Annotated in this window: 19 protein-coding genes, 3 pseudogenes and 1 riboswitch; of the genes and pseudogenes, 17 read left to right on the top strand and 5 right to left on the bottom strand. The window is 75.7% G+C overall.

The window, feature by feature from the left end:
- The first annotated feature begins 2 nt into the window (after positions 1–2).
- From pilM to OVA14_RS00760, 4 genes are read left to right on the top strand one after another with little or no spacing between them, the layout of a single operon-like run.
- The gene (gene pilM, locus OVA14_RS00775; RefSeq protein ID WP_267504436.1) at positions 3–1118 is read left to right on the top strand and encodes a type IV pilus assembly protein PilM; all 1116 of its coding nucleotides are present in this window, start codon (positions 3–5) and stop codon (positions 1116–1118) included.
- Complete coding sequence (locus OVA14_RS00770) at positions 1115–1867, top strand: hypothetical protein (protein ID WP_267504435.1); 753 nt, start codon at positions 1115–1117, stop codon at positions 1865–1867. The genes pilM and OVA14_RS00770 overlap by 4 nt, the downstream gene beginning before the upstream one ends.
- Positions 1864–2637, top strand: a complete 774-nt coding sequence (locus OVA14_RS00765) for a hypothetical protein (protein WP_267504434.1) — start codon at positions 1864–1866, stop codon at positions 2635–2637. Before OVA14_RS00770 ends, OVA14_RS00765 begins: the two co-directional genes overlap by 4 nt.
- A gap of 36 nt (positions 2638–2673) precedes the next feature.
- Entirely contained in the window at positions 2674–3465 is a 792-nt protein-coding gene (locus OVA14_RS00760; protein WP_267504433.1) for a transglutaminase-like domain-containing protein, read from the top strand.
- 57 nt (positions 3466–3522) lie between these two features.
- On the opposite strand, the gene OVA14_RS00755 is transcribed toward OVA14_RS00760, so the two are convergent.
- Complete coding sequence (locus OVA14_RS00755; protein ID WP_267504432.1) at positions 3523–4107, bottom strand: hypothetical protein; 585 nt, start codon at positions 4105–4107, stop codon at positions 3523–3525.
- Positions 4108–4169: 62 nt separating this feature from the next.
- Between OVA14_RS00755 and argS the strand changes: the two genes are divergently transcribed.
- Positions 4170–5828, top strand: coding sequence for an arginine--tRNA ligase (gene argS, locus OVA14_RS00750; RefSeq protein WP_267504431.1), 1659 nt, complete (start codon positions 4170–4172; stop codon positions 5826–5828).
- Positions 5829–6144: 316 nt separating this feature from the next.
- On the opposite strand, the pseudogene OVA14_RS00745 reads toward argS, so the two are convergent.
- Positions 6145–6802, bottom strand: a pseudogene (locus tag OVA14_RS00745) (DNA-3-methyladenine glycosylase).
- Positions 6803–7073: 271 nt separating this feature from the next.
- Here OVA14_RS00745 and lysA point away from each other — a divergent pair.
- The 9 genes from lysA (at position 7074) to OVA14_RS00700 (ending at position 17308) form a co-directional block, all read left to right on the top strand.
- Positions 7074–8480, top strand: coding sequence for a diaminopimelate decarboxylase (gene lysA, locus OVA14_RS00740; protein WP_267504430.1), 1407 nt, complete (start codon positions 7074–7076; stop codon positions 8478–8480).
- Complete coding sequence (locus OVA14_RS00735; protein ID WP_267504429.1) at positions 8477–9766, top strand: homoserine dehydrogenase; 1290 nt, start codon at positions 8477–8479, stop codon at positions 9764–9766. Before lysA ends, OVA14_RS00735 begins: the two co-directional genes overlap by 4 nt.
- A gap of 10 nt (positions 9767–9776) precedes the next feature.
- Positions 9777–10847 carry a threonine synthase gene (gene thrC, locus OVA14_RS00730; RefSeq protein WP_267504428.1) on the top strand — a complete coding sequence of 357 codons (1071 nt, stop codon included), beginning with the start codon at positions 9777–9779 and terminating at the stop codon, positions 10845–10847.
- 8 nt (positions 10848–10855) lie between these two features.
- Positions 10856–11815 (top strand): homoserine kinase, encoded by a 960-nt coding sequence (thrB, locus tag OVA14_RS00725; RefSeq protein ID WP_267505453.1) that lies wholly within the window; start codon positions 10856–10858, stop codon positions 11813–11815.
- Between the two features lie 140 nt (positions 11816–11955).
- Entirely contained in the window at positions 11956–13944 is a 1989-nt protein-coding gene (rho, locus tag OVA14_RS00720; protein WP_267504427.1) for a transcription termination factor Rho, read from the top strand.
- 1 nt (position 13945) lies between these two features.
- Complete coding sequence (gene prfA, locus OVA14_RS00715) at positions 13946–15025, top strand: peptide chain release factor 1 (protein WP_267504426.1); 1080 nt, start codon at positions 13946–13948, stop codon at positions 15023–15025.
- Between the two features lie 425 nt (positions 15026–15450).
- Positions 15451–16263: an MFS transporter gene (locus tag OVA14_RS00710; RefSeq protein ID WP_267505452.1), complete on the top strand. Its 813-nt coding sequence runs from the start codon at positions 15451–15453 to the stop codon at positions 16261–16263.
- 36 nt (positions 16264–16299) lie between these two features.
- Positions 16300–16671: an SdpI family protein gene (locus OVA14_RS00705; protein ID WP_267504425.1), complete on the top strand. Its 372-nt coding sequence runs from the start codon at positions 16300–16302 to the stop codon at positions 16669–16671.
- A gap of 175 nt (positions 16672–16846) precedes the next feature.
- Positions 16847–17308, top strand: a complete 462-nt coding sequence (locus OVA14_RS00700) for an AAA family ATPase (RefSeq protein WP_267504424.1) — start codon at positions 16847–16849, stop codon at positions 17306–17308.
- Between the two features lie 88 nt (positions 17309–17396).
- Here the strand turns inward: OVA14_RS00700 and OVA14_RS00695 are convergent.
- The 3 genes and pseudogenes from OVA14_RS00695 to OVA14_RS00685 all read right to left on the bottom strand — a co-directional run.
- Positions 17397–18290, bottom strand: a pseudogene (locus tag OVA14_RS00695) (hydroxymethylglutaryl-CoA lyase); the annotation flags it as partial.
- Positions 18291–18304: 14 nt separating this feature from the next.
- Positions 18305–19544 (bottom strand): annotated as a pseudogene (locus tag OVA14_RS00690) (CaiB/BaiF CoA transferase family protein).
- Between the two features lie 31 nt (positions 19545–19575).
- On the bottom strand, positions 19576–21030 hold the full coding sequence (locus tag OVA14_RS00685; protein WP_267504422.1) for a GntP family permease: 1455 nt from the start codon (positions 21028–21030) through the stop codon (positions 19576–19578).
- A gap of 119 nt (positions 21031–21149) precedes the next feature.
- Between OVA14_RS00685 and OVA14_RS00680 the strand changes: the two genes are divergently transcribed.
- The 3 genes from OVA14_RS00680 (at position 21150) to OVA14_RS00670 (ending at position 22827) form a co-directional block, all read left to right on the top strand.
- Positions 21150–21905, top strand: a complete 756-nt coding sequence (locus OVA14_RS00680) for an IclR family transcriptional regulator (protein ID WP_267504421.1) — start codon at positions 21150–21152, stop codon at positions 21903–21905.
- 138 nt (positions 21906–22043) lie between these two features.
- A riboswitch (guanidine-III (ykkC-III) riboswitch) is annotated at positions 22044–22106 on the top strand.
- A 14-nt stretch (positions 22107–22120) separates the two neighbouring features.
- Positions 22121–22435: a DMT family transporter gene (locus tag OVA14_RS00675; protein ID WP_267504420.1), complete on the top strand. Its 315-nt coding sequence runs from the start codon at positions 22121–22123 to the stop codon at positions 22433–22435.
- Entirely contained in the window at positions 22435–22827 is a 393-nt protein-coding gene (locus tag OVA14_RS00670; RefSeq protein WP_267504419.1) for a DMT family transporter, read from the top strand. Before OVA14_RS00675 ends, OVA14_RS00670 begins: the two co-directional genes overlap by 1 nt.
- Positions 22828–23087 lie beyond the last annotated feature (260 nt).

The raw sequence follows: 23087 nt of genomic DNA, 5'->3' as shown, positions 1-23087 counted from the left end.
ACATGGCCAACAGCATCGTGGGCCTCGACATCGGCGCGGGCGGCATCCGCGCGGTCGAGGTCGTGCCCGGGAAGCGCGGCGTGAAGCTCGTGCGCGCCGACGCGATCGAGCTGCCGAGCGGCGCGGTCGAGCGCGGCGAGGTCGTCGAGCCGCAGGTCGTCACCGGCGCGCTCAAGGCGCTCTGGAAGCGCGGCAGGTTCCGCAGCCGCCAGGTCATCCTCGGCATCGGCAACGACCGCGTGCTCGCGCGCGAGCTCACCGTCGCCCACGCGCCGCTGCCGCTCATCCGCGAGGCGCTGCCCTTCCAGGTGCAGGACATGCTGCCGATGCCCGTCTCCGAGGCGATCCTCGACTTCTACCCGGTGCAGGAGGCCGAGCACGGCCAGGTGCAGGGGCTCCTTGTCGCGGCCGTGAAGGAGGGCGTGCTCGCCACGGTCGACGCCGTGCGGCGCGCGAAGCTCGAGCCGGTCTCGGTCGACTTCATCCCCTTCGCGCTCAGCCGCGCGCTCGTGCCGCCGACGCCCGAGACCACCGCGGTCGTCGACGTCGGCGCCCACACGACCTCGGTCGTCATCGTGGCGGGCGGGGTGCCGCGCTTCGTGCGCATCATCCCTGCGGGCGGCGACGCCGTCACCCACACGCTCCACGCCCGCTTCGGGCTCGAGCGAGCGAACGCCGAGGCCACGAAGCGCGACCTCGGGCTCGGCGAGGAGACCGTGCGGCGCCCGCTCGTCGCGGGCGGCGAGGCTGCCCAGCGCGCGCTCGGGCTCGCCCCCGCGGCGGAGCCCGACGGCGGCGTCGTCGAGGGCGCCGACCCGCACCGCGTGCAGCTCATCGAGGCGATCCGCGAGGAGACGGGCGAGCTCGTCACGGGTGTGCGCAACACGCTCGGCTACTTCGCGGGGCTGCGGCCGGACCTGCCGGTGCAGCGCGTGCTCCTGACCGGCGCAGGCACGGCGCTCCGCGGCTTCCCCGCGGCGCTCCGCGAGGTGCTGCGCGTGCCCATCGAGTGGGCGGACCCCTACACGGCGCTGAGCCCCAAGGACCGCGAGCGCGACGCCCTCGGCGGCCCGCGCGCGAGCGTGGCGCTCGGCCTGGCGATGCGGAGCGCAGCATGAAGGCCTTCGGGATCGAGCTCGGCGGCGGTGCGCCGAAGCAGCCCCTCGTCGTCGGCGGCGTGCCGGGCGTCGACCTGCTGCCGCCCGAGGTGCGGATCGCGAAGCGCAGCCGGCGCACACGGCGCGGCGTCGTCGCCGCGGCCGTCGCGGTCGTCGTGCTCGCCGGCTCGGGCGCCGTCGCGGCGAAGGCGCAGTCGCTCGTGGCGGAGCTGCAGCTCGCCGAGGGCGAGGCGCGCACGATCGAGCTGCTGCAGGCGCAGGCCGCCTTCGGCGAGGTCACCGATGTGCAGACCGAGATCGACGAGCGCTCGGCGGCGAGGGCCGTCGCGACCAGCCAGGAGATCGCCTGGGCGAGCGTCGTCACCGAGATCAGGGGCATGGTGCCCGCCGGATCCACCCTTGCGACGATCGTGGCCGACGGCGCGACGCCCATGACGGCCTACGGCCAGTCGGTCGTGCCGCTGCAGGGGCCGCGGCTCGCGACCGTCACGTTCACGATCGTCGGCCCCTCGGCCGAGGACGCGGCGGCCGTGCTCGACCGCCTCGCCGAGATGGACGGCTACGTCGACGCGCACGTGCAGTCGCGCTCGGCCCTCGAGGGCATCGTCGAGTCGGAGCTCGTGCTGCACCTCGACGGCGGGGCGCTGTCGAACCGGTTCCCGGCGCCGGAGGCGCCGACCGCAGCGGGCGCCGGGGATGGCGCCGGCACGGATGCCGAGGCCGCGAGCGGCGAGGAGGGCCAGCAGTGAACCCCATGGATCGGCTCTGGAGCCTCGGGGCGGGCATCGTCGCCCTCGCGCTGGGACTCGGCGCCTGGTTCGGCGTCATCTCGCCCGAGCTCTCCGCGACCGCGACGGCGCGGGACGACCTGCGGAACGTGCAGGACCTCAACGCCGTGCACCAGCTGCGCATCGCGTCGCTCGAGGAGGAGCTCGCGCGGATCGACGAGCTGCGGGCGGAGCGCGACGCGCTCGCGGCCGGGATCCCCGGCGCCACGCTGTACAGCGACTTCCTGCGCGACCTCGACGCGATGGCCGCCGCCGCCTCCGTGACCATCCAGGGCGTCGACTCCGGCGACCCCGTCGCCTACCTCGCGCCCGTGGCCGAGGCGCCGGCCGCGGAGCCCGCCCCTGCCGAGGGCGACACCGCGGAGGGCGAGGCGGAGGCCTCGTCGGCCGACGCCTCGGCAGCAGCGACCGGCGGCGCCGACGCCGGCGTCGCGCCCGAGGCCGTCCCCGCCGACGGCGCAGGCGCAGCCGCCGGGGCGCCCATGCCCTACGTCGACCCGCGGATCGGCGCCGAGAACTTCGCGGCCGTGCCGTTCACGATCTCGGCCGCGGGCGACCCCGCCGCGCTGACGAGCCTCCTCGACCGCCTGCAGTCGGGCGACAGGATCGTCTCCGTCACCTCCGCCTCGATCACCGCCCCCGACCCCGCCGCGACCGACACGACGGGCACGGCCGAGATCATCGGCTTCCTCTACGTGCTCACCACCGCGGCCGAGGTCCCGGCGCCGTAGGGGAGCGCCGCCGCGGCGTGGGAGGATCGTGCCCTGATGCGCACCGCCCACGCCGCCTTCTCGATGTCGCTCTCCGGCGCGACCGACGTCGTGCTCCTCGTGCTCCCCGCCGAGGGCTACGGCTCCGACGACGCGGTGGACGTGCGCCTCGACGGCGAGCCCGTGCCGCATCGCATCGTGCCCGCCGCGCACGGCGCGCGGCAGCTCGTGCTCACGGCGGGGGAGGGCCGCCTCGACGTCGACGTGCGCACGCGGATCGAGGGCAGGCACATGGGGGCCGACGACGGCGATCCCGCCCGCTACCTCGACGACTCCCGCTACGTGGAGGCGAGCGCGCTCCGCGGCTTCGTCTCCGAGCGCTTCGGGAGGGCGACGGGCTTCGAGCAGGTCGACGCGATGCGCCGCTGGATCCAGCGCGGCTTCGCCTACTCGCCGGCGCTCTCGGGCCCTGACGACACCGCGGTGCAGACGCTCGAGAAGGGCGGCGGCATGTGCCGCGACTACGCCCACGTCATGATCGCGCTCGCCCGCGCGGCGGGGATCCCCGCCCGCTACGTCGGCGTCTACGCGCCCGCGCTCGTGCCGCCCGACTTCCACGCGGTCGCCGAGGTGCACCTCGACGGCGCGTGGTGGGTCGTCGATGCGACGGGCCTCGCGCCCCGCGGCAGCCTCATCCGCATCGCCACGGGCGCCGACGCGCTCGAGACGGCGTGGGCGACGACGTCCCGGCATCCCGTGACGCTGCTCGAGCTCTCGGTCGAGGCGCACGACGACGCGCTGCCCGACGGCGCGGTCGACGAGCCCGCGGCGCGCATCCGCATCGGCTGAGGCGCGCGCATGCGGCCGTCGCTCGCGCGGCGCTGCCGCCGGGCTTGGCCGCAGTGCTCAGCCGAGGTTGCCGAGCACCTGGTCGAGCACCGGCTGGGCGTCGGCCGCGACGCCGAAGTACTCCGAGGCCACCGCGACGGCCGTCTCGCCGTCGGTCGCCGCGGCGATGCCGAGGTCGCCGCTCGTCTCGAACGCCGGGGCCGAGAAGCCTCCGCCCGACTGCAGCGCGGCGACGAGCAGGCGGTCGCCGGCCGTCACGTGCTGGTAGGCGCACACGGTGCCGCCGGCCTGCGCGATGCTCGCGACCGCGCCGGGCAGCGCGCCCGCATCGGCGGCGGGCGCGAAGTTGGGGCTGAACTCGTAGAGCTGGTCGGCGGTGAGCAGGTCGGCGCAGGCGATCTCGCCCGCGACGGGCGGCGTCGTCGGCAGCGCCGTGCCGGTGGGTGCGGCCGTCGGCGGCTCGCTCGTGGGTGCCGCGGTGGGGGAGCCCGAGGGGAGCGCACCCGGCTCCGAGTACGTGGGCGAGGCGGAGGGCGCGAGCGCGCCGGGCTCGCAGCCGGTCAGGAGGAGCGCCGTCGCGGCCGCGACGACGGCGACGGGCAGGATCCGGCGGGGCGTCAGGGGCATCAGGGGCGTCCGCATGCGGCCAGGCTACGGCGGGCGAGCGCGCTCCCCGGCCCGCCGCGCGGACTACGATCGAGGCCATGCAGCCTTCCTCGCTCTCGTCCGCCGTGCTCGCCGCCGTCCGCGACGCGGTCGGGCGACGCGCGGCCGACGTCGAGGTGTCGGAGGCAGACATCGTGCTCGAGCGGCCCCGCCAGCGCGAGCACGGCGACTGGGCGACGAACGCCGCGATGCGCTTCGCGAAGCGCGCAGGCGTCGCGCCGCGCGAGCTCGCCGACGAGGTGGCCGCGGCGCTCGCGGCGATCGACGGCATCGAGCGCGCCGAGGTCGCCGGTCCCGGCTTCATCAACCTCACGCTCGCCGCGGGCGCCGCGGGCGAGCTCGCGCGCACGATCCTCGAGGCGGGCGAGTCGTACGGCTCGGGCGACGCGCTCACGGGCCGCCGCATCAACCTCGAGTTCGTCTCCGCGAACCCCACGGGGCCCATCCACATGGGCGGCACCCGCTGGGCCGCGGTGGGCGACAGCCTCGGGCGCGTGCTCGAGCGCCAGGGCGCGCTCGTGACCCGCGAGTACTACTTCAACGACCACGGCGCGCAGATCGACCGCTTCGCGCGCTCGCTCGTCGCGGCGTTCCGCGGCGAGGCGACGCCGGAGGACGGCTACGGCGGCGCCTACATCGCCGAGATCGCGCGGCGCGTCGACGACGCCTACGACGGCGACCTCCTCGACCTCGACGACGAGGCGCTGCAGGAGACGTTCCGCGAGCGCGGCGTCGCGATGATGTTCGACGAGATCAAGCAGGACCTCCACGAGTTCGGCGTCGACTTCGACGTCTTCTTCCACGAGCACCAGGTGCAGTCGGACGGCTCGGTCGAGCGCGCGATCGACGAGCTGCGCGAGCGCGGCCACGTCTTCGAGGAGGACGGCGCGCTCTGGCTGCGCACGACGGCCTTCGGCGACGACAAGGACCGCGTCGTCATCCGCTCCAACGGCATGCCGGCGTACCTCTCGGGCGACATCGGCTACTACCGCAACAAGCGCGAGCGCGGCTTCGACGAGTGCATCATCATGCTCGGCGCCGACCACCACGGCTACGTCGGCCGCATGATGGCGATGTGCGCGGCCTTCGGCGACACCCCGCACCAGCACCTCGAGATCATGATCGGCCAGATGGTCAACCTCATCCGCGACGGGCAGCCGATGCGCATGTCGAAGCGCGCGGGCACGATCGTCACGATGGAGGACCTCGTCGACGCGGTGGGCGTCGACGCGGCCCGCTACGCGCTCGTGCGCTCGAGCGCCGACACGCCCCTCGACATCGACCTCGAGCTGCTCACGCAGCGCACGAACGACAACCCCGTCTACTACGTGCAGTACGCGCACGCCCGGATGTCGGCCGTCGCGCGGAACGCCGCATCGGCGGGCGTCGACCGCTCCGAGTTCGACCCCTCGCTGCTCTCGCACCCGTCGGAGGCCGCGCTGCTCGGTGCGCTCGCCGACTTCCCGCGCGTGCTCGCGCAGGCGGCCGAGCTGCGCGAGCCCCACCGCGTCGCGCGGTTCGCCGAGGAGCTCGCGGGCCTCTACCACCGCTGGTACGACGCATGCCGCGTCGTGCCGCAGGGCGAGGAGCCCGTGGAGGCCGTGAACCGCACGCGCCTGTGGCTGAACGACGCGACGGGCCAGGTGCTGCGCACGGCGCTCACGACCGTCGGCGTCTCCGCGCCGGAGCGCATGTAGCGGTTCCCGCCCGCTCGCACCTGCGCCCGCACGGGCACCCGCACCCCTACGGCCACCCGCGGCGGCACGGCCACCCGCACCCGCACGGGCACCGTTTCCCCGTCCTCCAGTGGCGGCATAGGGCGACGAGTGGCGCCGTTGCGTCGACTGTGGCGCCGGAAACCAGCCATTCGCCGCCACTCGAAGCCGAACGGCGCCACTCAGTGCAGGATGGCGCCACTCGGCGCCGAACGGCGCCACTCGATGCCGGATGGCGCCACTCGGTGCAGGATGGCGCCACTCACGGATGCCGGCCGCGGGGCCTGGGCACGGCGGGTCAGGGACGTCGGCGGCGCGGGGTCGCCGCGCGGTAGGCGCTCACGCTCGGCTCGCCGGGCAGCCAGAAGCGCCACGGGAAGGCCGCGGCATCGCCGCCCGGGCCGGAGACGCCGACGCGCGGGCCGGTGCGGGAGGTCGGAGGCTCGGCGGCGGGGGAGAAGGACCAGCCCGCCCGTCCGGTCGACGTGGCCGCGGCCGCAGGGGCCCCGAGCGCCGCGCCGTCGTCGGCGAGCGTCGCACCGAGCGCCTGCGCCGCGTTGCCCGGCCCGCGCGCGAGCCTCGCCCGCCGGCGCGGACGCCCGCCGCGCCGAGCGCCGCGCGAGCGCCAGCGCACGACCCTCCACCACCTCGCCGGCCCGCACGAGCACGCCCCAGCCGGAGCCCGCGGACCCCGCCACGAGGTTCACCGCGTGGTGCATCCCGTAGGTGAAGTACACGTACACGCGCCCGCCGGGCCCGAACATCGTCGCGTTCCGAGGGGTGCGGCCGCGGAAGGAGTGCGCGCCCGGGTCGTCGGCGCCCCGGTAGGCCTCGACCTCCGTCAGCCGCAGCGCCACGGCGCCCTCGGCGTCGACGCGCCGCAGCACGCCGCCCAGCAGCAGGGGCGCGAGCTCGAGCGGGTCGCGCTCGAACCAGTCGGGCGGCGGCGTGGGCATGCCCGCACGCTATCGGCGGGTGGCGTGCCGCGGGCCGGCACGCGGCGACCGCCGGAGGCCGGCCCGCGGCGCCGCGCGGCACGCGGCGGCCGGCACGCGCCGACCCGCGAGGCCGAGCCTGCACCCGCCGGCGCCCGCGCGACGCCGCGCGTCGCCCCCGGTCGGCGCGGCACGCACGGCCTCGTAGGATGGTCGGCAGCGCCACAAGCGCCGCTCGACGCCTGCCGCCGGTCCGCCCGCCAGGCCCACCGCCCACCTCGGACGGAGTCCCGTGCCCCATCCGCTCGCCCCGCAGCTGCCGGCCACCGACGACGCCAACGCGCTCGCCGCGGGCGTCTGGCCCGAGGGAGCCGAGCGCCGCGACGGCGCGCTCGTCGTCGGCGGCGCGATCCTGCCCGCGGTCGCCGCCGAGCACGGCACGCCGTTCCTGCTCGTCGACGAGGGCCTCGTGCGCGCCCGCGCCCGCCGCATCCGCGCCGCCTTCGAGGCCGCCTTCGCGGTCTCCGGTGCCGACGTCTACTACGCGGGCAAGGCGCTCCTCACCGCCGACGTCGCGCGCTGGATGCGCGAGGAGGGCCTGCGCCTCGACGTCTGCACGGGCGGCGAGCTCGCGCTCGCGCTCGCCGCGGGCCTCGAGCCCGCGCGCCTCGGCTTCCACGGGAACAACAAGGGCCTGCTCGAGATCGAGCAGGGCGTCGCCGCGGGCGTCGGCACCTTCGTGCTCGACTCCGAGGTCGAGGTCGAGCGCGTCGCCGAGGCCGCCGCCCGCGCCGGGCGCGTGCAGCGCGTGCGCCTGCGCATCTCGGTGGGCGTGCACGCATCGACCCACGAGTTCCTCGCGACGAGCCACGAGGACCAGAAGTTCGGTGTGCCCATCGCCGAGGCGCCCGCGCTCGCAGCCCGCATCCGCGAGCTCCCGAGCCTCGAGCTCGTGGGCCTCCACACGCACATCGGCTCGCAGATCTTCGACCACGAGGGCTTCGCCGAGTCGGCGCGCCGCCTGCTCGCGCTGCACGCCGAGCTCGGCGAGGCGGCGGGCGCGCCGCTGCCCGAGCTCAACCTCGGCGGCGGCTTCGGCATCGCCTACACGGCGGCCGACAGCCCCGAGCCCATCGAGGCGATCGCCGACCGCCTCGCGGCGAGCGTGCACGAGCGCTGCGCCGAGCTCGGCATCCCCGTGCCCCGCATCGCGATCGAGCCGGGCCGCTGGATCGTCGGTCCCGCCGGCGTCACGGCCTACACGGTCGGCACGATCAAGCCCGTGCAGCTCGACGAGGGCGTGCGCACGTACGTCTCGGTCGATGGCGGGATGGGCGACAACGCCCGGCCGGCGCTCTACGGCGCGCAGTACAGCGCGCGCATCGCGAGCCGGGTCTCGGAGGCCGAGGCCGCGCTCGTGCGCGTCGCCGGCCGACACTGCGAGTCGGGCGACATCGTCGTCGACGCCGAGTGGCTGCCCGCGGACGTCGCCCCCGGCGACCTGCTCGCGGTCGCCGCGACCGGCGCCTACTGCCACTCGCTCGCCTCGAACTACAACCTCGCGCCCCGGCCGCCGGTGCTCGCGGTGCGCGACGGCGTCGTGCGCACCCTCGTGCGGCGCGAGACCATCGACGACCTGCTGGCGCGCGACACGGGCCTCGGTCGCGTCGCGCCGACGGCGGGGGAGGACCACGAATGAACTACCGAAGCCTCCGGATCGCGCTGCTCGGCGCGGGCAGCGTGGGCGCCCAGGTGGCGCGCCTGCTGCTCGAGCAGGGCGACGAGCTCGCCGCTCGCTCCGGCGCGCGGCTCGAGCTCGTCGGCATCGGCGTGCGCGACGTCGACGCGAAGCGCGACGTCGACCTGCCGCGCGAGCTCCTGACGACCGACCTCGAGACGCTCGTCGCGAGCGCCGACGTCGTCGTCGAGCTGCTGGGCGGCATCGAGCCGGCCCGCTCGCTGCTGCTCGGCGCGATCGCCGCGGGCGCCGACGTCGTCACGGCCAACAAGGCGCTCGTCGCCGCGCACGGCCCGGAGCTGTTCGAGGCGGCGGAGGCCGTGGGCGCCCAGGTGGCCTACGAGGCCGCGGTCGGCGGCGCGATCCCCATCATCCGCCCCCTCGAGCAGTCGCTCGCGGGGGATCGCGTCACGCGCGTCATGGGCATCGTGAACGGCACGACCAACTTCATCCTCGACCGCATGCACACGCAGGGCGCGAGCCTCGAGGACGCCCTGCGCATCGCGACCGACCTCGGCTACGCCGAGGCGGACCCGACGGCCGACATCGAGGGCTTCGACGCGGCCTCGAAGGCCACGATCCTCGCCTCGCTCGCGTTCCACACCGTCGTGTCGGCCGAGCGCGTGCACCGCGAGGGCATCACGGGCGTGAGCGCCGACATGGTCGCGCAGGCGGAGCGCACGGGACGCGTGCTGAAGCTCGTGGCGATCTGCGAGCGCCTCGCGGGCCCCGACGGCGACCGCGTGAGCGCGCGCGTGCACCCCGTCTCGCTGCCCGCGTCGCACCCGCTGGCCGCCGTGCACGAGGCGAAGAACGCGATCTTCGTCACGGCGGAGGCCGCGGGCGACCTCATGTTCTACGGCGCGGGCGCGGGCGGACCCGAGACGGCCTCCGCCGTGCTCGGCGACCTCGTCTCGATCGCGCGCCGCCACGTGCTCGGCGGCCCGGGCTCGCCGCCCTCCTCGCACGCGAACCTCGCGGTCGCCGAGTTCGGCGACGTGCTCGCGCGCCACGAGCTCGCGCTCACGGTCGCCGACCGGCCGGGCGTGCTCGCGGCGGTCGCGGGGCTCTTCGCCGAGCACGGCGTCTCGGTGGAGTCGGTCCGGCAGGACGCGCGCGGCGACGAGGCCGCGCTCGTGCTCGGCACCCACACGGCCAGCGAGGCGCGCATCGCCTCGGTGCTCGACGCGCTCGAGCGGCACGACGACGTGGAGCGGATCGACAGCGTGATCCGGCTCATCGACTAGGAGGCAGACGATGGCGAAGCAGTGGCAGGGCGTGCTGCGCGAGTACGCGCAGCAGCTGGGCGTGACGGATGCGTCGACCGTGGTCACGCTCGGCGAGGGCGGCACGCCGCTCATCGAGTCGCGGGCGCTCTCGGCGATGGTCGACGGGCGCGTGCTCGTGAAGTTCGAGGGCCTGAACCCCACGGGCTCGTTCAAGGACCGCGGCATGACGGTCGCGGTCTCGCGGGCCGTCGAGGCGGGCGCGAAGGCGATCGCCTGCGCCTCCACCGGCAACACCTCCGCGGCCGCCGCGGCCTACGCGGCCGCCGCGGGCATCACGGCGGTCGTGCTCGTGCCGGAGGGCCGCATCTCGATGGGCAAGCTCGCGCAGTCGGTCGTGCACGGCGCGCGCATCGTGCAGATCCGCGGCAACTTCGACGACTGCCTCGAGATCTCCAAGGAGCTCGCGGAGCACTACCCCGTGCACCTCGTGAACTCGGTGAACGACGACCGCATCGAGGGGCAGAAGACCGCCTCGTTCGAGATCGTCGACGTGCTGGGCGACGCGCCCGACATCCACTGCATCCCCGTGGGCAACGCGGGCAACATCACCGCCTACTGGCGCGGCTACGCCCAGGCGGAGACGAGCGGCATGGCCACGAAGCGGCCCCGGATGCTCGGCTTCCAGGCCGCGGGCGCCGCCCCGATCGTGCGCGGCGAGGTCGTGCGCGAGCCCGACACGATCGCGACCGCGATCCGCATCGGCAACCCGGCCTCGTGGCAGGGCGCGCTCGACGCGCGCGACGAGTCGGGCGGCTGGATCGGCGCGATCGACGACGCCGCGATCCTGCGCGCGCAGCGCCTGCTGGCCTCCTCGACGGGCGTGTTCGTGGAGCCGGCATCGGCGATCTCGGTCGCGGGCCTGCTCGAGCGCCACGCGGCGGGCGAGATCCCCGCGGGCTCGACGATCGCGCTCACGGTCACGGGTCACGGGCTGAAGGACGCGCAGTACGGCCTGCGGCTCGACGACGGCTCCGACGCGACGCCCGAGGCGGCCGACGCCGACACGACGCAGGTCGCGCAGATGCTGGGCCTCGCGTGAGCGGCGCGATGCCGAGCGGCGCGACGCCGGCGGGGGCGATCCCGGTCGGCCGCCGCGTGCGCGTGCAGGTGCCCGCCACGAGCGCGAACCTCGGGCCCGGCTTCGACACCCTGGGGCTCGCCCTCAACGTGCACGACGAGCTCGTCGTGGAGGCCGTGGAGGGCTCGGCCGTGCGCGTCGAGGTGGAGGGCGTGGGCGCCGGCGAGGTGCCCACCGACGCCGAGAACCTCGTCGCCCGCTCGCTGCTGCACGTGCTCGAGGCCGTGGGCGTCGAGGCGCCCGGCCTCGTGCTGCGCGCCCGCAACGCGATCCCGCACGGCCGCGGCATGGGCTCCTCGGGCGCCGCGATCGTCTCGGGCGTGCTGGCCGCGCAGGGTCTGCTCGAGGGCATCGTCGAGCTCGACGACGCCGACGTGCTGCGCTTCGCCACCGAGCTCGAGGGGCATCCGGACAACGTCGCGCCCGCGATCTTCGGCGGCCTCACGATCGCCTGGGTCGACGGCACGGGCCCGCGCCACAAGCAGCTCGCGGTGCACCGCGGCGTCTCGCTCCTCGTGGCCGTGCCCGAGGCGACGATGTCGACGAAGCTCGCGCGCAGCCTCCAGCCGGAGGCCGTGCCCCACGCCGACGCCGTCTTCAACCTCTCGCGCTCGGCGCTGCTCGTCGCCGCCCTCACGCAGAGCCCGGAGCTGCTGCTCGACGCCACCGAGGACCGCCTGCACCAGGCCTACCGCTCGAGCGCGATGCCCGGCACGAGCGCCCTCGTCGCCGCCCTCCGCGACGCCGGCCACGCGGCGGTCGTCTCGGGCGCGGGGCCCTCGGTGCTCGTGCTCGCGAACGACCCGGCGGCGCGCCTGGAGGCCGCCGCGATCGTCGAGGCGCGCGACGAGCCGTGGCGCGCGCTCCTGCTGGCCGTCGACATCCGCGGTGGTACAGTGGAATCCGTCTCCCCTTCGGCCGCGGCCTAGCCCGGCACGGGGCGATCCCCACTCCTCTCCGCGCAGTTCTTTGCGCCGGGTCCGGCCCAGGGGCCACCGACGCAGCAGGAGATGAGCTCCCACGCCTGCGCGCATCGCGCGCGGTACGACATCTGAAGGAGCCCTCGCGCATGACCAGCGAGACCACCGACACCACCCCTGCGGCCGAGGCCGCCGCTCCCGCCGAGCAGGCCGCGCCGAAGCGCCGCTCGCGCCGCGCCACGAGCGCCTCGGTCGACCAGGCGGCCAGCCAGGCCGCGAAGGCCGAGCCGACCGGCACCGAGGCCGCGAAGGCCGAGGCCGGCACCGCGGCCGCGAAGGCCGAGCCGACCGCCGACGCGCCCGCCGCCGAGGCCGCGCCGAAGAAGCGCGCCCCGCGCCGCACGAAGGCGGCCATCGCCGCCGAGGCCGCTGCCGCCGAGGCGGCCGCCGACGAGGCGGCGCCCGCCGCGCAGGCTGACGCCCCGGCGACCGCCGACGCCGCCCCCGCCGCGGAGGAGGCCGCGCCGAAGAAGCGCGCCCCGCGTCGCCGGAAGGCCGACGCCGAGGCCGCCGACGCGCCCGCCGCAGAGCCCGCCGCCGAGGCGGAGGCGCCCAAGGCGCAGGCCGAGGCGTCCCAGGAGCGGGCCGAGGCCCCCGAGGCGAAGGCCGAGGCCGCCGAGGGCGACGCCAAGGCCGAGCAGGGCGAGCAGGCCGAGCAGGGCGAGCGCTCCTCGCGCCGCCGCCGCAGCCGCGGCAAGGGCGGCCAGGACCGCCAGCAGGACCAGCAGGACGACGCCGACGACGCCCAGCAGGGCGGCGGCCAGCGCGGCGGCCGCCAGGGCGGCCAGCAGCAGGGCAAGGACGGCCAGCGCGGCGGCCGCGGCCAGCAGCAGCAGGCGCAGCAGCAGGCCGACGAGTCGTCGCGCCGCTCGCGCGGGCGCGATCGCAACCGCCGCGGCCAGGACGCCGAGCCCGAGATCCACGAGGACGACGTGCTCCTGCCCGTCGCCGGCATCCTCGACGTGCTGGAGAACTACGCCTTCGTGCGCACCTCCGGCTACCTCCCCGGCCAGAACGACGTCTACGTCTCGCTCGCGCAGGTCAAGAAGCACGGCCTCCGCAAGGGCGACGCCGTGGTCGGCGCCATCAAGCAGCCGCGCGAGGGCGAGCAGCAGTCGAGCCGCCAGAAGTTCAACGCGCTCGTGCGCGTCGACTCGGTGAACGGCCAGACCGTCGAGGAGTCGCTCGCGCGCGTCGAGTTCTCGAAGCTCACGCCGCTCTACCCGCAGGAGCGCCTGCGCCTCGAGACCACGTCGAACAAGCTCTCGACCCGCGTCATCGATCTCGTCGCGCCCATCGGCAAGGGCCAGCGCGGCCTCATCGTCTCGCCGCCCAAGGCCGGCAAGACCCTCGTGATGCAGGCAATCGCCAACGCGATCGCCGAGAACAACCCCGAGGTCCACCTCATGATCGTCCTCGTCGACGAGCGCCCCGAGGAGGTCACCGACTTCCAGCGCACCGTCAAGGGCGAGGTCATCGCGTCGACCTTCGACCGGCCCGCCGAGGACCACACGACGGTCGCCGAGCTCGCGATCGAGCGCGCGAAGCGCCTCGTCGAGCTCGGCCACGACGTCGTCGTGCTGCTCGACGGCATCACGCGCCTCGGCCGCGCCTACAACCTCTCGGCCCCCGCCTCCGGCCGCATCCTCTCGGGCGGCGTCGACTCGAGCGCGCTCTACCCGCCGAAGAAGTTCTTCGGCGCCGCGCGCAACATCGAGCACGGCGGCTCGCTGACGATCCTCGCCACCGCGCTCGTCGAGACCGGCTCGAAGATGGACGAGGTGATCTTCGAGGAGTTCAAGGGCACCGGCAACATGGAGCTGCGGCTCTCGCGCCACATGGCCGACAAGCGGATCTTCCCCGCGGTCGACGTCAACGCCTCCGGCACGCGCCGCGAGGAGATGCTCATGGGCGTCGAGGAGACGAAGGTCATGTGGAAGCTGCGCCGCGCGCTCGCGGGCCTCGAGACGCAGCAGGCGCTCGAGCTCGTGCTCAAGCAGCTCAAGGAGTCGCAGTCGAACGTCGAGTTCCTCATGAAGGTCTCGAAGTCGGTGCCCGGCCAGCACGACAAGGACTGACGTGTTCGAGTCGGTGTCGGGCCTGCTCGCCGAGCACGCCGACCTCGAGCAGCAGCTCGCGGACCCTGCGCTGCACGCCGACGCCGGCCGTGCGCGCAGGGTGAACCGCCGCTACGCGGAGCTCAGCCAGATCAAGGCCGCCCACGAGCGGTGGACGGGCGCGCTCGAGGACCTCGAGGCCGCGCGCGAGCTCGCCCGCGAGGACGACGCCTTCGCCGAGGAGGTGCCGGGCCTCGAGGCCGCGGCCCACGAGGCCGAGGAGCGCCTGCGGCGGCTGCTCATCCCGCGCGACCCGGACGACGGGCGCGACGTGATCATGGAGATCAAGGGCGGCGAGGGCGGCGAGGAGTCGGCGCTCTTCGCGGCCGACCTCATGCGCATGTACTCGCACTACGCGACCGGCCGCGGCTGGAAGGTCGAGATGCTCGAGTCGACCCCGAGCGACATGGGCGGCTTCAAGGACGTCCAGATCGCCATCAAGGGCTCCTCGAGCGACCCCGCCGAGGGCGTGTGGGCCTCGCTGAAGTACGAGGGCGGCGTGCACCGCGTGCAGCGCGTGCCGGCGACGGAGGCGCAGGGGCGCATCCACACGTCGACGACGGGCGTGCTCGTCTTCCCCGAGGTCGACGAGCCCGAGGAGATCCAGATCGACCAGAACGACCTGAAGATCGACGTCTTCCGGTCGTCGGGCCCGGGCGGCCAGAGCGTCAACACGACCGATTCGGCCGTGCGCATCACGCACCTGCCCACGGGCATCGTCGTCTCGATGCAGAACGAGAAGAGCCAGCTGCAGAACCGCGAGGCCGGCATGCGCGTGCTGCGCGCCCGCCTGCTCGCGAAGCAGCAGGAGGAGCTCGACGCGGCCGCGTCCGACGCGCGCCGCTCGCAGATCCGCGGCATGGATCGCTCGGAGCGCATCCGCACGTACAACTTCCCCGAGAACCGCATCGCCGACCACCGCACGGGCTTCAAGGCGTACAACCTCGACACCGTCATGGACGGCGCGCTGCAGCCCGTGATCGACTCGTGCATCCAGGCCGACGAGGAGGCGCGCCTCGCGGCCCTCGCCGCCGAGGCCTGATCCTGCGATGAGCGCGGCGTCGGGGCGGGAGCGCCTCGGCGCCGCGTTCTGGCGATTCTGGGGCGTCGAGCTCGCGACCGGCACGGGCATCGGCCTCGCGCTCCTCGCGCTGCAGGCGATGGTCGTGGAGGACCTGGGCGGCGGGGCGGCGGAGGTGGGCTGGCTCGCCGCGGCGCGCTGGTTGCCCTACGTCGTGCTCGGGCTCGCGGTGGGTGCGCTCGTCGAGGGCTGGCGTCGCCGCACGGCGATGCTCGTCTCCGACCTCGCGCGCTTCGCGATCCTCGCAGGCCTCGGCGCGCTGTGGCTCGCGGGCGGCGGTGCGCTCTGGCCGCTCCTCGCGGGCGCGCTGCTGCTCGGGGCCGCGAGCCTCGTGAACGACGCCGCCTCGCAGGCATTCGTGCCGCGGCTCGTGCCCAGGCCGCGCGCTGCTCGCGGCGCACCAGCGCCTCGACGCGGGCGCGGGCGTCGCGCAGTCGGCCGGCCCCGCGGCCTCGGGCGCGCTCATCGCGTGGCTCGGGGCGCCCGTCGCGCTGCTGCTGGCGTCGGTCGCGCACCTCGTCTCGGCCGCGGTGCTCGCGACCATGCCGGTCGACGAGCCCGCGCCCGCGCGGCGCGCGCCGCTCGGCCGCTCGATCGGGCGGGGCCTGCGCTTCGTGCACCGGCACCCGCGGCTCGGCCCCTTCGCGCGGTGGACGCACGCGTGGTTCCTCTGCAACGGCGCCGCGATGACGCTGCTCGTGCCGCTCGTGCTCACGGGCCTGGACGCCGGCCCCGCGGGCCTCGGGCTCGCCCTCGGCGTGCTCGGGGCGGCGACGCTGCTCGGCACGGCCCTCGCTGCGGTCGCCGCGGCCCGGCTCGGCGAGACGGCGACGATCCTCGTCGCGCGCGCGACCTCGCCGCTCGGCTGGGGCGTCGTGGCCGTGCCCGCGCTCGCGCCGATGGCGCAGGGGGCCGGCCTCGTGGTCGTGGTCGCCGGCCTCGTCGTGGTCGGCGTCGGCATGGGCGTCGGCAACCCGAGCGAGATGGCGCTGCGGCAGCGGGCGACGCCGGATGCGATGCAGTCGCGCATGAACGCGACGATGCGCACGGTGAACCGCGGCATGATCGTGCTCGCGGCGCCCGCGGCGGGCATCGCCGCCGATGCCTGGGGCATCGGGCCCGTGCTGCTCGCCGTCGTCGCGGGCTTCGCGGTCGCCGCGATCGGGCTGGCCGCGTCGCCGCTCCGCACGGCTCGCTGAGGCCGAGCGCCGCGCCCGGCGTGGGACGATGGGGGCATGGATGCGCAGGAGCTCGCCGGGGCGGCATGGGGCCTGGCCCTCGCCTCGGCCGCCGTCGTGCTCGGATCGGTCGGCGCGATCGTGCTCGTGCACCTCGCCGGCATCGGGAGGCTGCGCCGCAACCCCTACGCCGGCATCCGCACGCGCACGCTCCTCGCGAGCGACGACGCGTGGCGGCTCGGCCATCGCGCAGCGACGCCCATCACGTGGCTGACGGGCTCGGTGGCGACGCTCGCCGGGTTCGGCGGCTTCGCGGCGGCGCTCGCGGGCTCGCCGGCGACGGGGGCGGTGCTCGTCGTGCTCGCGGCGATCTCGCTGCTGCTCGGCGCGCTCCTGGGCGCCTGGCGCGCGCACGCGACCGTGGCCTGAGCCGCGCCCGCTCGGCGCGATCCTCGGCGCCTGGCGCACCCACGCGACCCTGGCCCGAGCCGCGCCGGAGGCGGTGCTCGGGCGGCGGCGCGGGGGAGCCGGCGCGCGAGATGCCCCGCGCGGCAGGCACCGCGCGGGGAGGCCGCCGCAGGGTCGCCGCCGCTACGCTCGCGCCATGGCGCAGGTGACGCTGCTGTGCGGCCCGGCGGGCGCGGGCAAGACGACGCTCGCGCGCGGGCTCGAGGCCGCGGGGGCCGTGGTGCTCTCGTTCGACCGCGAAGCGTGGGCGCGCGGCGTCCGCGACGGGCGGCCCTCCCGCGCGCTCGTCGAGGCGATCGACGCCGACCTGCACGCGCGCCTGCGGCAGGCGGTCGCGGCGGGGGAGCGCGTGGTGGTCGACGCCTCGATGGCGGCGCGCTGGGTGCGCGATGCGTGGCGCTCGCGCTGCGAGGCGCTCGGCGCGAGCCACGAGCTCGTCGTGGTGTCGGCACCGCTCGCGGTGCTCCGCGAGCGCGTGCGCGCCCGCGCGCCCGGTCCCGAATCGGTCGTGCTCGGCGACGCGGCCCTCGCCGCCTACGTGGACGGCTTCGAGTGGCCGGGCGCCGACGAGCCCCACACCCTCCGCACCACCGCGTGAGGCGCGTCCCCTCCGGTCTCGACGCCTGGGCGCGCATCCCGAGCCCCGGATCGGGCGCGAGGTGCGCGCGCAGACGTCGAGATCGCGGCTAGCGGAGCGTCCAGGGGAACGCGCGGGCGCGCTCGCTCAGCGCGCCGCCGAGCACGCGGGCGCGGTCGTCCTCGGCGAGCAGCCCCGTGACCTCCTGCCCGAGCCGCACGAGCTCGGCGAAGGAGGCGGGGTCGGCCCACGCGGGCCGCAGGCCGAAGGCGAGGTCCTCGGTGGCGGTGTTGCCGGAGGCGCCCGGGGCGAACGGGCAGCCGCCGAGGCCGCCGAGCGCGCCGTCGAGCACGCCCGCGCCGGCGCCGGCGGCGGCGAGCGCGTTCGCGACGCCGAGGCCCCACGTGTCGTGGCCGTGGAAGACGAGGCCCGCCTCCGGCCGCTCGCGGGCCGCGAGCGCCACGCGCCGCGCGACCTCGGCCGGGTGCGCCTGCCCGAGCGTGTCGGCGATCACCACGTGGCTCGCACCCGCCGTCCGCGGGTCGGCGAGGATCCCCGCGACGCGCTCGAGCGGCACCTCGCCCTCGAAGGGGCACGTGAACGACGTGGCGATGCAGAGCTGCACCCGGCCGGCCGGCCCCGCGGCGGCCACGGCCTCCGGCATCGCCGCGATCGAGGTCTCGGTGTCGCGGCCGACGTTCGCGCGGTTGTGGCCGTCGGAGGCCGAGAAGCAGTACTGGAAGCGGGTCGCCCCGGCAGCGCGGGCACGCTCGACGTGCCGCGGCGTCGCCACCCAGATCCAGCAGCGCTCGAGCTCCGCAGGTGTCAGCGCCGCCACGACGTCGAGCGTGTCGGCGACGGCGGGCACGAGGTCGGGCCGCGCCATCGAGCCGATCTCGAGCTCCTCGACGCCGAGCGCGAGCAGCGCTCGCACGAGCGCGACCTTGCGCTCCGTCGGCAGCGGCTTGCCCGTGAGCTGCAGGCCGTCGCGGAGCGTCACGTCGCGGATCGCGACGCTCACGCCCGGGCCTCCACGTTCGTCGCAGCGCCGGCGAGCGCCTCGACCCGCGCCGCATCCCACCCGAGCCACTCGCCGAGCACCTCGGCGGTGTGCGCGCCGAGGTCCGGCCCCGGATGCGCGATCGGCAGCGAGCGGCCGCCGATCACCGGCACGATGCCCGGGAAGCCGACGCCCTCGCGGAGCGCCTCGCCGTCGTGCACGTCGAAGCGCTGCACCATGTCGCGCGCCGCGTACTGCGCGTCGGCGCACACGTCCTCGGCGGTGGCGATGAGGCCAGCGGGCACCCCCGCCTCGTCGAGCACCGCGAGCGCGTCGGCCGCGGCGCGACCGGCCGTCCACGCGCCGATCGCCGCGTCGAGCCTCGTCGCGGCGCGCCCAGCGGCCCTCGTTCGAGGCGAGCGACGGGTCGGTGCCGAGCTCGGGCCGACCGATGGCCTCCATGTAGCGGCGGAAGATGCCGTCCCCGTTGCCGGCCACGACGATCGAGCGGCCGTCGGCGCACAGGTAGGCGTTCGACGGCGCGATGCCCTCCATGCGCCCGCCGGTGCGCTCGCGGCGCACGCCGTACGCCTCCCAGTCGGGCACGAGCGACTCCGTCACCGAGAGCATCGCCTCGTTGAGGGCGACGTCGATCGCGCGGCGGTCGAGCGGCACCCCCTCGGGGCGGCCGCGCTCGCGCTCGAGCAGCTGCATGACGGCGCCGAAGGCGGCGTAGAGGCCTGCGATCGTGTCGCCGATCGAGAAGCCGGTGCGGCTCGGCGGTCGCCCCGGCTCGCCGACGAGCTCGCGGAAGCCGCCGTGGGCCTCCGCCACCGCCGCGAAGCCCGGCCGCGGCGCGAGCGGCCCGGTCTGCCCGAAGGCCGAGATGCGCACGAGCACGAGCCCGGGGTTCCTGGCCTCGAGGTCCGCGGGGGAGAGGCCCCATCGCTCGAGCGTGCCGGGGCGGAAGTTCTCGAGCACGACGTCGGCCTCCGCGGCGAGCGCGAGCACGGCCTCGCGCCCCTCCTCGGAGCGGAGGTCGAGCACGACCGAGCGCTTGCCGCGATTGACGGCGCGGAAGAGCATCGACGTCGAGCCGGCGTGGAGGCGCCAGCGGCGCAGCTCGTCGCCGGTGCCGGGCCGCTCGACCTTCACGACGTCGGCGCCGAAGTCGGCGAGCAGGCGGCCGGCGGTGGGCGCGGCGATGTAGTTCCCGAGCTCCAGCACGCGGATGCCGGCGAGGGGGCGGTGGGTCATGGGGGTCCTCCCTGGATGACGGATGCGCGGCTCAGAGCACGAGCGAGAGCAGCAGCACCATGCCGAGCGCGACGATGCTCGCGACCGAGACGCCGACGGTCACCGACTTGAGCGCGCCGCGCACCGACTGGCCGAGGAACGACTGCAGCAGCCAGAAGGTGTTCGACGTGACGTGGATGCAGAAGAGCGCGCCCGCGCCGGCCGCGAGGCCGACGAGCACGGGGTCGAGGCCGAGGCTCGCGGCGACGGGCGCGAGGATGCCGGCGGCGGTCATGGCCGAGAGCGTCACCGAGCCCACGGCGATGTGGAGGATCGCGGCGAAGGCCCACACGAGCAGGATCGGCGCGAACGCCGAGGCGCCCAGGTACTGCGTGAGCAGCGGCCCCAGCTCGCCGGCGGCGATGACCGCGGCGAGCGCGCCGCCGACGCCCGTGAGCGCGAAGATCTGGCCGGCGTCCTTGAAGCCGTGCACGAGCGCGCGCTCGAGCTCGGTGCGGCCGAGCACGCGGCGCGCGATCACGGCGGTGCCGATGACGCCGATGAGCAGCGCGATGGCGGGGGCGCCGAGGAACTGCATCGGCGGCACCTCGAGGCCCGCGACGTCGAGGATCGCGCCGAGCGCGATGAGCACGAGCGAGAGCAGCAGCGGCGCGAAGAGCACGAGGAGCGGCAGGCGGCGGATCGTCGGGTCGTCGTGCTCGGCCACGAGCACGCCCGCGCCGCTGCGGTCGGCCTGCGCGTCGGCGTCGGCGACGGGGATCGAGCGGGTCGCGCCGGCGACCGAGCGCGGGGCGTCCTCGGGGCCCGCGCCGGACGCATCGCGCTCGCCGCCGTCGTCGATCATCGCCAGCTCGTCGCCCGCCTTCCAGAACCCCGCTCGGAACGCGATCGTCATGAGCAGGATCGAGATGATGACGGTCGGCACGACGACCACGACGCCCCACAGCAGCATCTGGCCGATGGGGACGCCGAGGCTCGCGGCGATCATCACCGCGCCGATGCCCGGCACCATGAGCGCGATGCCGGTCTCGAGGCTGATCGCGAAGGTCGCCGCCATGATGCCCACGCCCGCCTTGCCCAGGCGCGGCGCGATGCGGCGGGCGAGCGGCGCCGCGAGCACGATCATGACGTCGACGAAGATCGTCTGCAGGTAGGTCGCGAACGAGATGCCGATCGCATAGGGCACGCCCTTGGGGCCGAAGGCGCGCAGCAGCGTCTCGACGAGGCGGGTGATGGCGCCCATGCGGTTGAGCAGCGAGCCGATGAGCACGCCCCAGGCGATGAGCAGGCCCGCCTCGGCCATGGTGTCGCCGAAGCCGGCGGCCATGGTCTCGACCGTGCCCATGGCGCCGAGGCCCGAGAGCAGGCCGATCGACGCGGCGCCGATCGCGAGCGCGATCACGGGGTTGACGTGCAGCTTCACGATCATGACGACGACCGCGACGATGACGACCGCGACGATCGCCAGGATGGACCACTCGGGCATGGGCTCCCTCTCCGTCGAGGGTGGCGACGCCCAACTGACGACGCCACGGTTTCCCACATCGTGGCACAGTTCCCACATCGCGGATAGTCCGGCGTGTCGGGCGCCGCTACGCTCGGGGCATGTCCGACGCACCGCTGCTCGTGCTCGCCAAGATCGCGGCGATCCTCGACGCCTTCACGCTCGAGCGGCCGACGCTCACGGCCGCGCAGGTGCGGCACGCCACGGGCATCCCCGCCTCCACCGCCCATCGCCTGCTGCAGAACCTCGTCGAGCACGGCTTCCTCGACCGGGCGGGGGACGGGTACGCGATCGGTGCGCGCATGGCCTACTGGGCGGGGCCCGCGGTGCGCGGCCTCGACCTCGCCGACCTCCTCTCGCCGCAGCTCACGGCCCTGCGCGACGCGACGGGCGAGACGGCGTGCTGCTTCCGGCCGGAGGGGCGCGCCCGCGTCTGCATCGGCGTCGCCGAGACGCGGCACGGCCTCCGGCGCGAGATGTACGTCGGCCGCATCCAGCCGCTCCACGTCGGCAGCGCGGGCCGGGTCATCCTCGCGTGGCGCGAGGACCTGCTCGACGCGATCCTGGCCGTGCCGCTCCAGGCCCTCACGGCCTCGACGATCACCGACGCGGGGGCGCTCCGCGACGCGGTCGCGACGACGCGGGCGCAGGGGTTCGCGATCACGACGGGGGAGCGGGTGGAGGCCGCGAGCGGCCTGTCGGCGCCGGTGTTCGACGCGCACGCGCAGCTCGTCGGCGCGCTCACCGTCATGGGGCCGACGCTGCGGCTCTCGCGCGAGCGCTGCGAGGCGCTCGTCGACGACGTCGTCGCGGCGGCCGATCGCGTGACCGCGGCGCTCGGCGGCCGCCGCCCCTGATCGTCGCCGCTCCGCGCTCGACGCCTCCGCGCGCCTCTGCTGCGGTCTCGACGCCTCCCCGCGCAGCCTGGGGCGCGGCTCCGGGCCGCAGCTGCGCGCGGAGACGTTGAGATGGCGGGGCGGCGCGCCTAGGCTGGAGGCAGGCCCCGACAGGCCTGCGGACGAGGGCGCAGTACCCGCACAGCGACAAGACTGACCACCCAGGGAGGTCCGTCATGGACTGGTTCGTCCTCATCGTCTCGGGGCTGCTCGAGGCCGTCTGGGCCATCGCGCTCTCGCGGTCCGAGGGCTTCACGAAGCGCCGCCCGACGATCGTCTTCGGCATCGCGCTCGTCGCGAGCATGGCGGGGCTGGCCGTCGCGATGCTCACGATCCCCACGGGCACCGCCTACGCCGTCTGGGTCGGGATCGGGGCGGTCACGACCGCAGGCTGGGCGATGGTGACGCGCGCCGAGCGCGCGACGCTCGTGCGCATCCTGCTGCTCGCGGTGCTCGTGGCCGCGGTCGCGGGCCTGAAGGTCGTGGCCTGATGGCGCGCGCGAGCCGGGCGCCCCGGCAGGGCGCCGCATGGGCGATCCTCGTCGTCTCCGCCGTGCTCGAGGCCGTGTGGGCGACGGCGCTGGGGGAGTCTGCGGGGTTCACGCGGCCGATCCCGACGGTCGTCTTCGCGATCGGCATCGTGCTCTCGATGATCGGCCTGGAGCGCGCGGCCCGCGCGATCCCGATCGGCACCGCCTACGCGGTGTGGGTGGGCCTCGGCGCGGCCCTCACGGTGGGCTGGGCGATCGCGGCGGGCGCGCAGGCGTTCTCGTGGTGGACGATCCTGTTCGTCGCCGTCATCGTCGCGGCCGTCATCGGCCTGAAGCTCACGGCGCCGAAGCCCGCCGCCGAGCAGCCCGCTGCAGGCCCGCCCTCCGCCTGACCGCCCACGGTCGAGCCCGCCCCCTGACCGCCCACGGTCGAGCCCGCCGCCTGACCGCCCACGGTCGGGCCCTCCGACTCCGAGCCGCCGGCCGCCCGACCGCCCGCGGCCGGGCCTCCGCCGCCTGACCGCCCGCGGCCGGGCCTCCGCCGCCTGACCGCCCGCAGCCGGGCCTCCGCCGCCTGACCGCTCGCAGCCGAGCCTTCGCCCCCTGTCACGCCGAGCCCGCCTCCCATCGCGATCCGAACCTCCACCGCCCT

The sequence above is a fragment of the Agrococcus sp. SL85 genome (genome assembly GCF_026625845.1).
Lineage (GTDB): Bacteria > Actinomycetota > Actinomycetes > Actinomycetales > Microbacteriaceae > Agrococcus.
The sequence above is the reverse complement of the archived record's forward strand: the minus strand, read 5'-3'. Positions and strand labels throughout refer to the sequence as shown.

Bases quoted from the DNA above. Each gene is read 5' to 3' on its own strand.
- pilM (WP_267504436.1), top strand. From the start codon at position 3: ATGGCCAACAGCATCGTGGGCCTCGACATCGGCGCGGGCGGCATCCGC.
- OVA14_RS00770 (WP_267504435.1), top strand. From the start codon at position 1,115: ATGAAGGCCTTCGGGATCGAGCTCGGCGGCGGTGCGCCGAAGCAGCCC.
- OVA14_RS00760 (WP_267504433.1), top strand. From the start codon at position 2,674: ATGCGCACCGCCCACGCCGCCTTCTCGATGTCGCTCTCCGGCGCGACC.
- OVA14_RS00755 (WP_267504432.1), bottom strand. From the start codon at position 4,107: ATGCGGACGCCCCTGATGCCCCTGACGCCCCGCCGGATCCTGCCCGTC.
- argS (WP_267504431.1), top strand. From the start codon at position 4,170: ATGCAGCCTTCCTCGCTCTCGTCCGCCGTGCTCGCCGCCGTCCGCGAC.
- OVA14_RS00735 (WP_267504429.1), top strand. From the start codon at position 8,477: ATGAACTACCGAAGCCTCCGGATCGCGCTGCTCGGCGCGGGCAGCGTG.
- thrC (WP_267504428.1), top strand. From the start codon at position 9,777: ATGGCGAAGCAGTGGCAGGGCGTGCTGCGCGAGTACGCGCAGCAGCTG.
- thrB (WP_267505453.1), top strand. From the start codon at position 10,856: ATGCCGAGCGGCGCGACGCCGGCGGGGGCGATCCCGGTCGGCCGCCGC.
- rho (WP_267504427.1), top strand. From the start codon at position 11,956: ATGACCAGCGAGACCACCGACACCACCCCTGCGGCCGAGGCCGCCGCT.
- OVA14_RS00705 (WP_267504425.1), top strand. From the start codon at position 16,300: ATGGATGCGCAGGAGCTCGCCGGGGCGGCATGGGGCCTGGCCCTCGCC.
- OVA14_RS00700 (WP_267504424.1), top strand. From the start codon at position 16,847: ATGGCGCAGGTGACGCTGCTGTGCGGCCCGGCGGGCGCGGGCAAGACG.
- OVA14_RS00685 (WP_267504422.1), bottom strand. From the start codon at position 21,030: ATGCCCGAGTGGTCCATCCTGGCGATCGTCGCGGTCGTCATCGTCGCG.
- OVA14_RS00680 (WP_267504421.1), top strand. From the start codon at position 21,150: ATGTCCGACGCACCGCTGCTCGTGCTCGCCAAGATCGCGGCGATCCTC.
- OVA14_RS00675 (WP_267504420.1), top strand. From the start codon at position 22,121: ATGGACTGGTTCGTCCTCATCGTCTCGGGGCTGCTCGAGGCCGTCTGG.
- OVA14_RS00670 (WP_267504419.1), top strand. From the start codon at position 22,435: ATGGCGCGCGCGAGCCGGGCGCCCCGGCAGGGCGCCGCATGGGCGATC.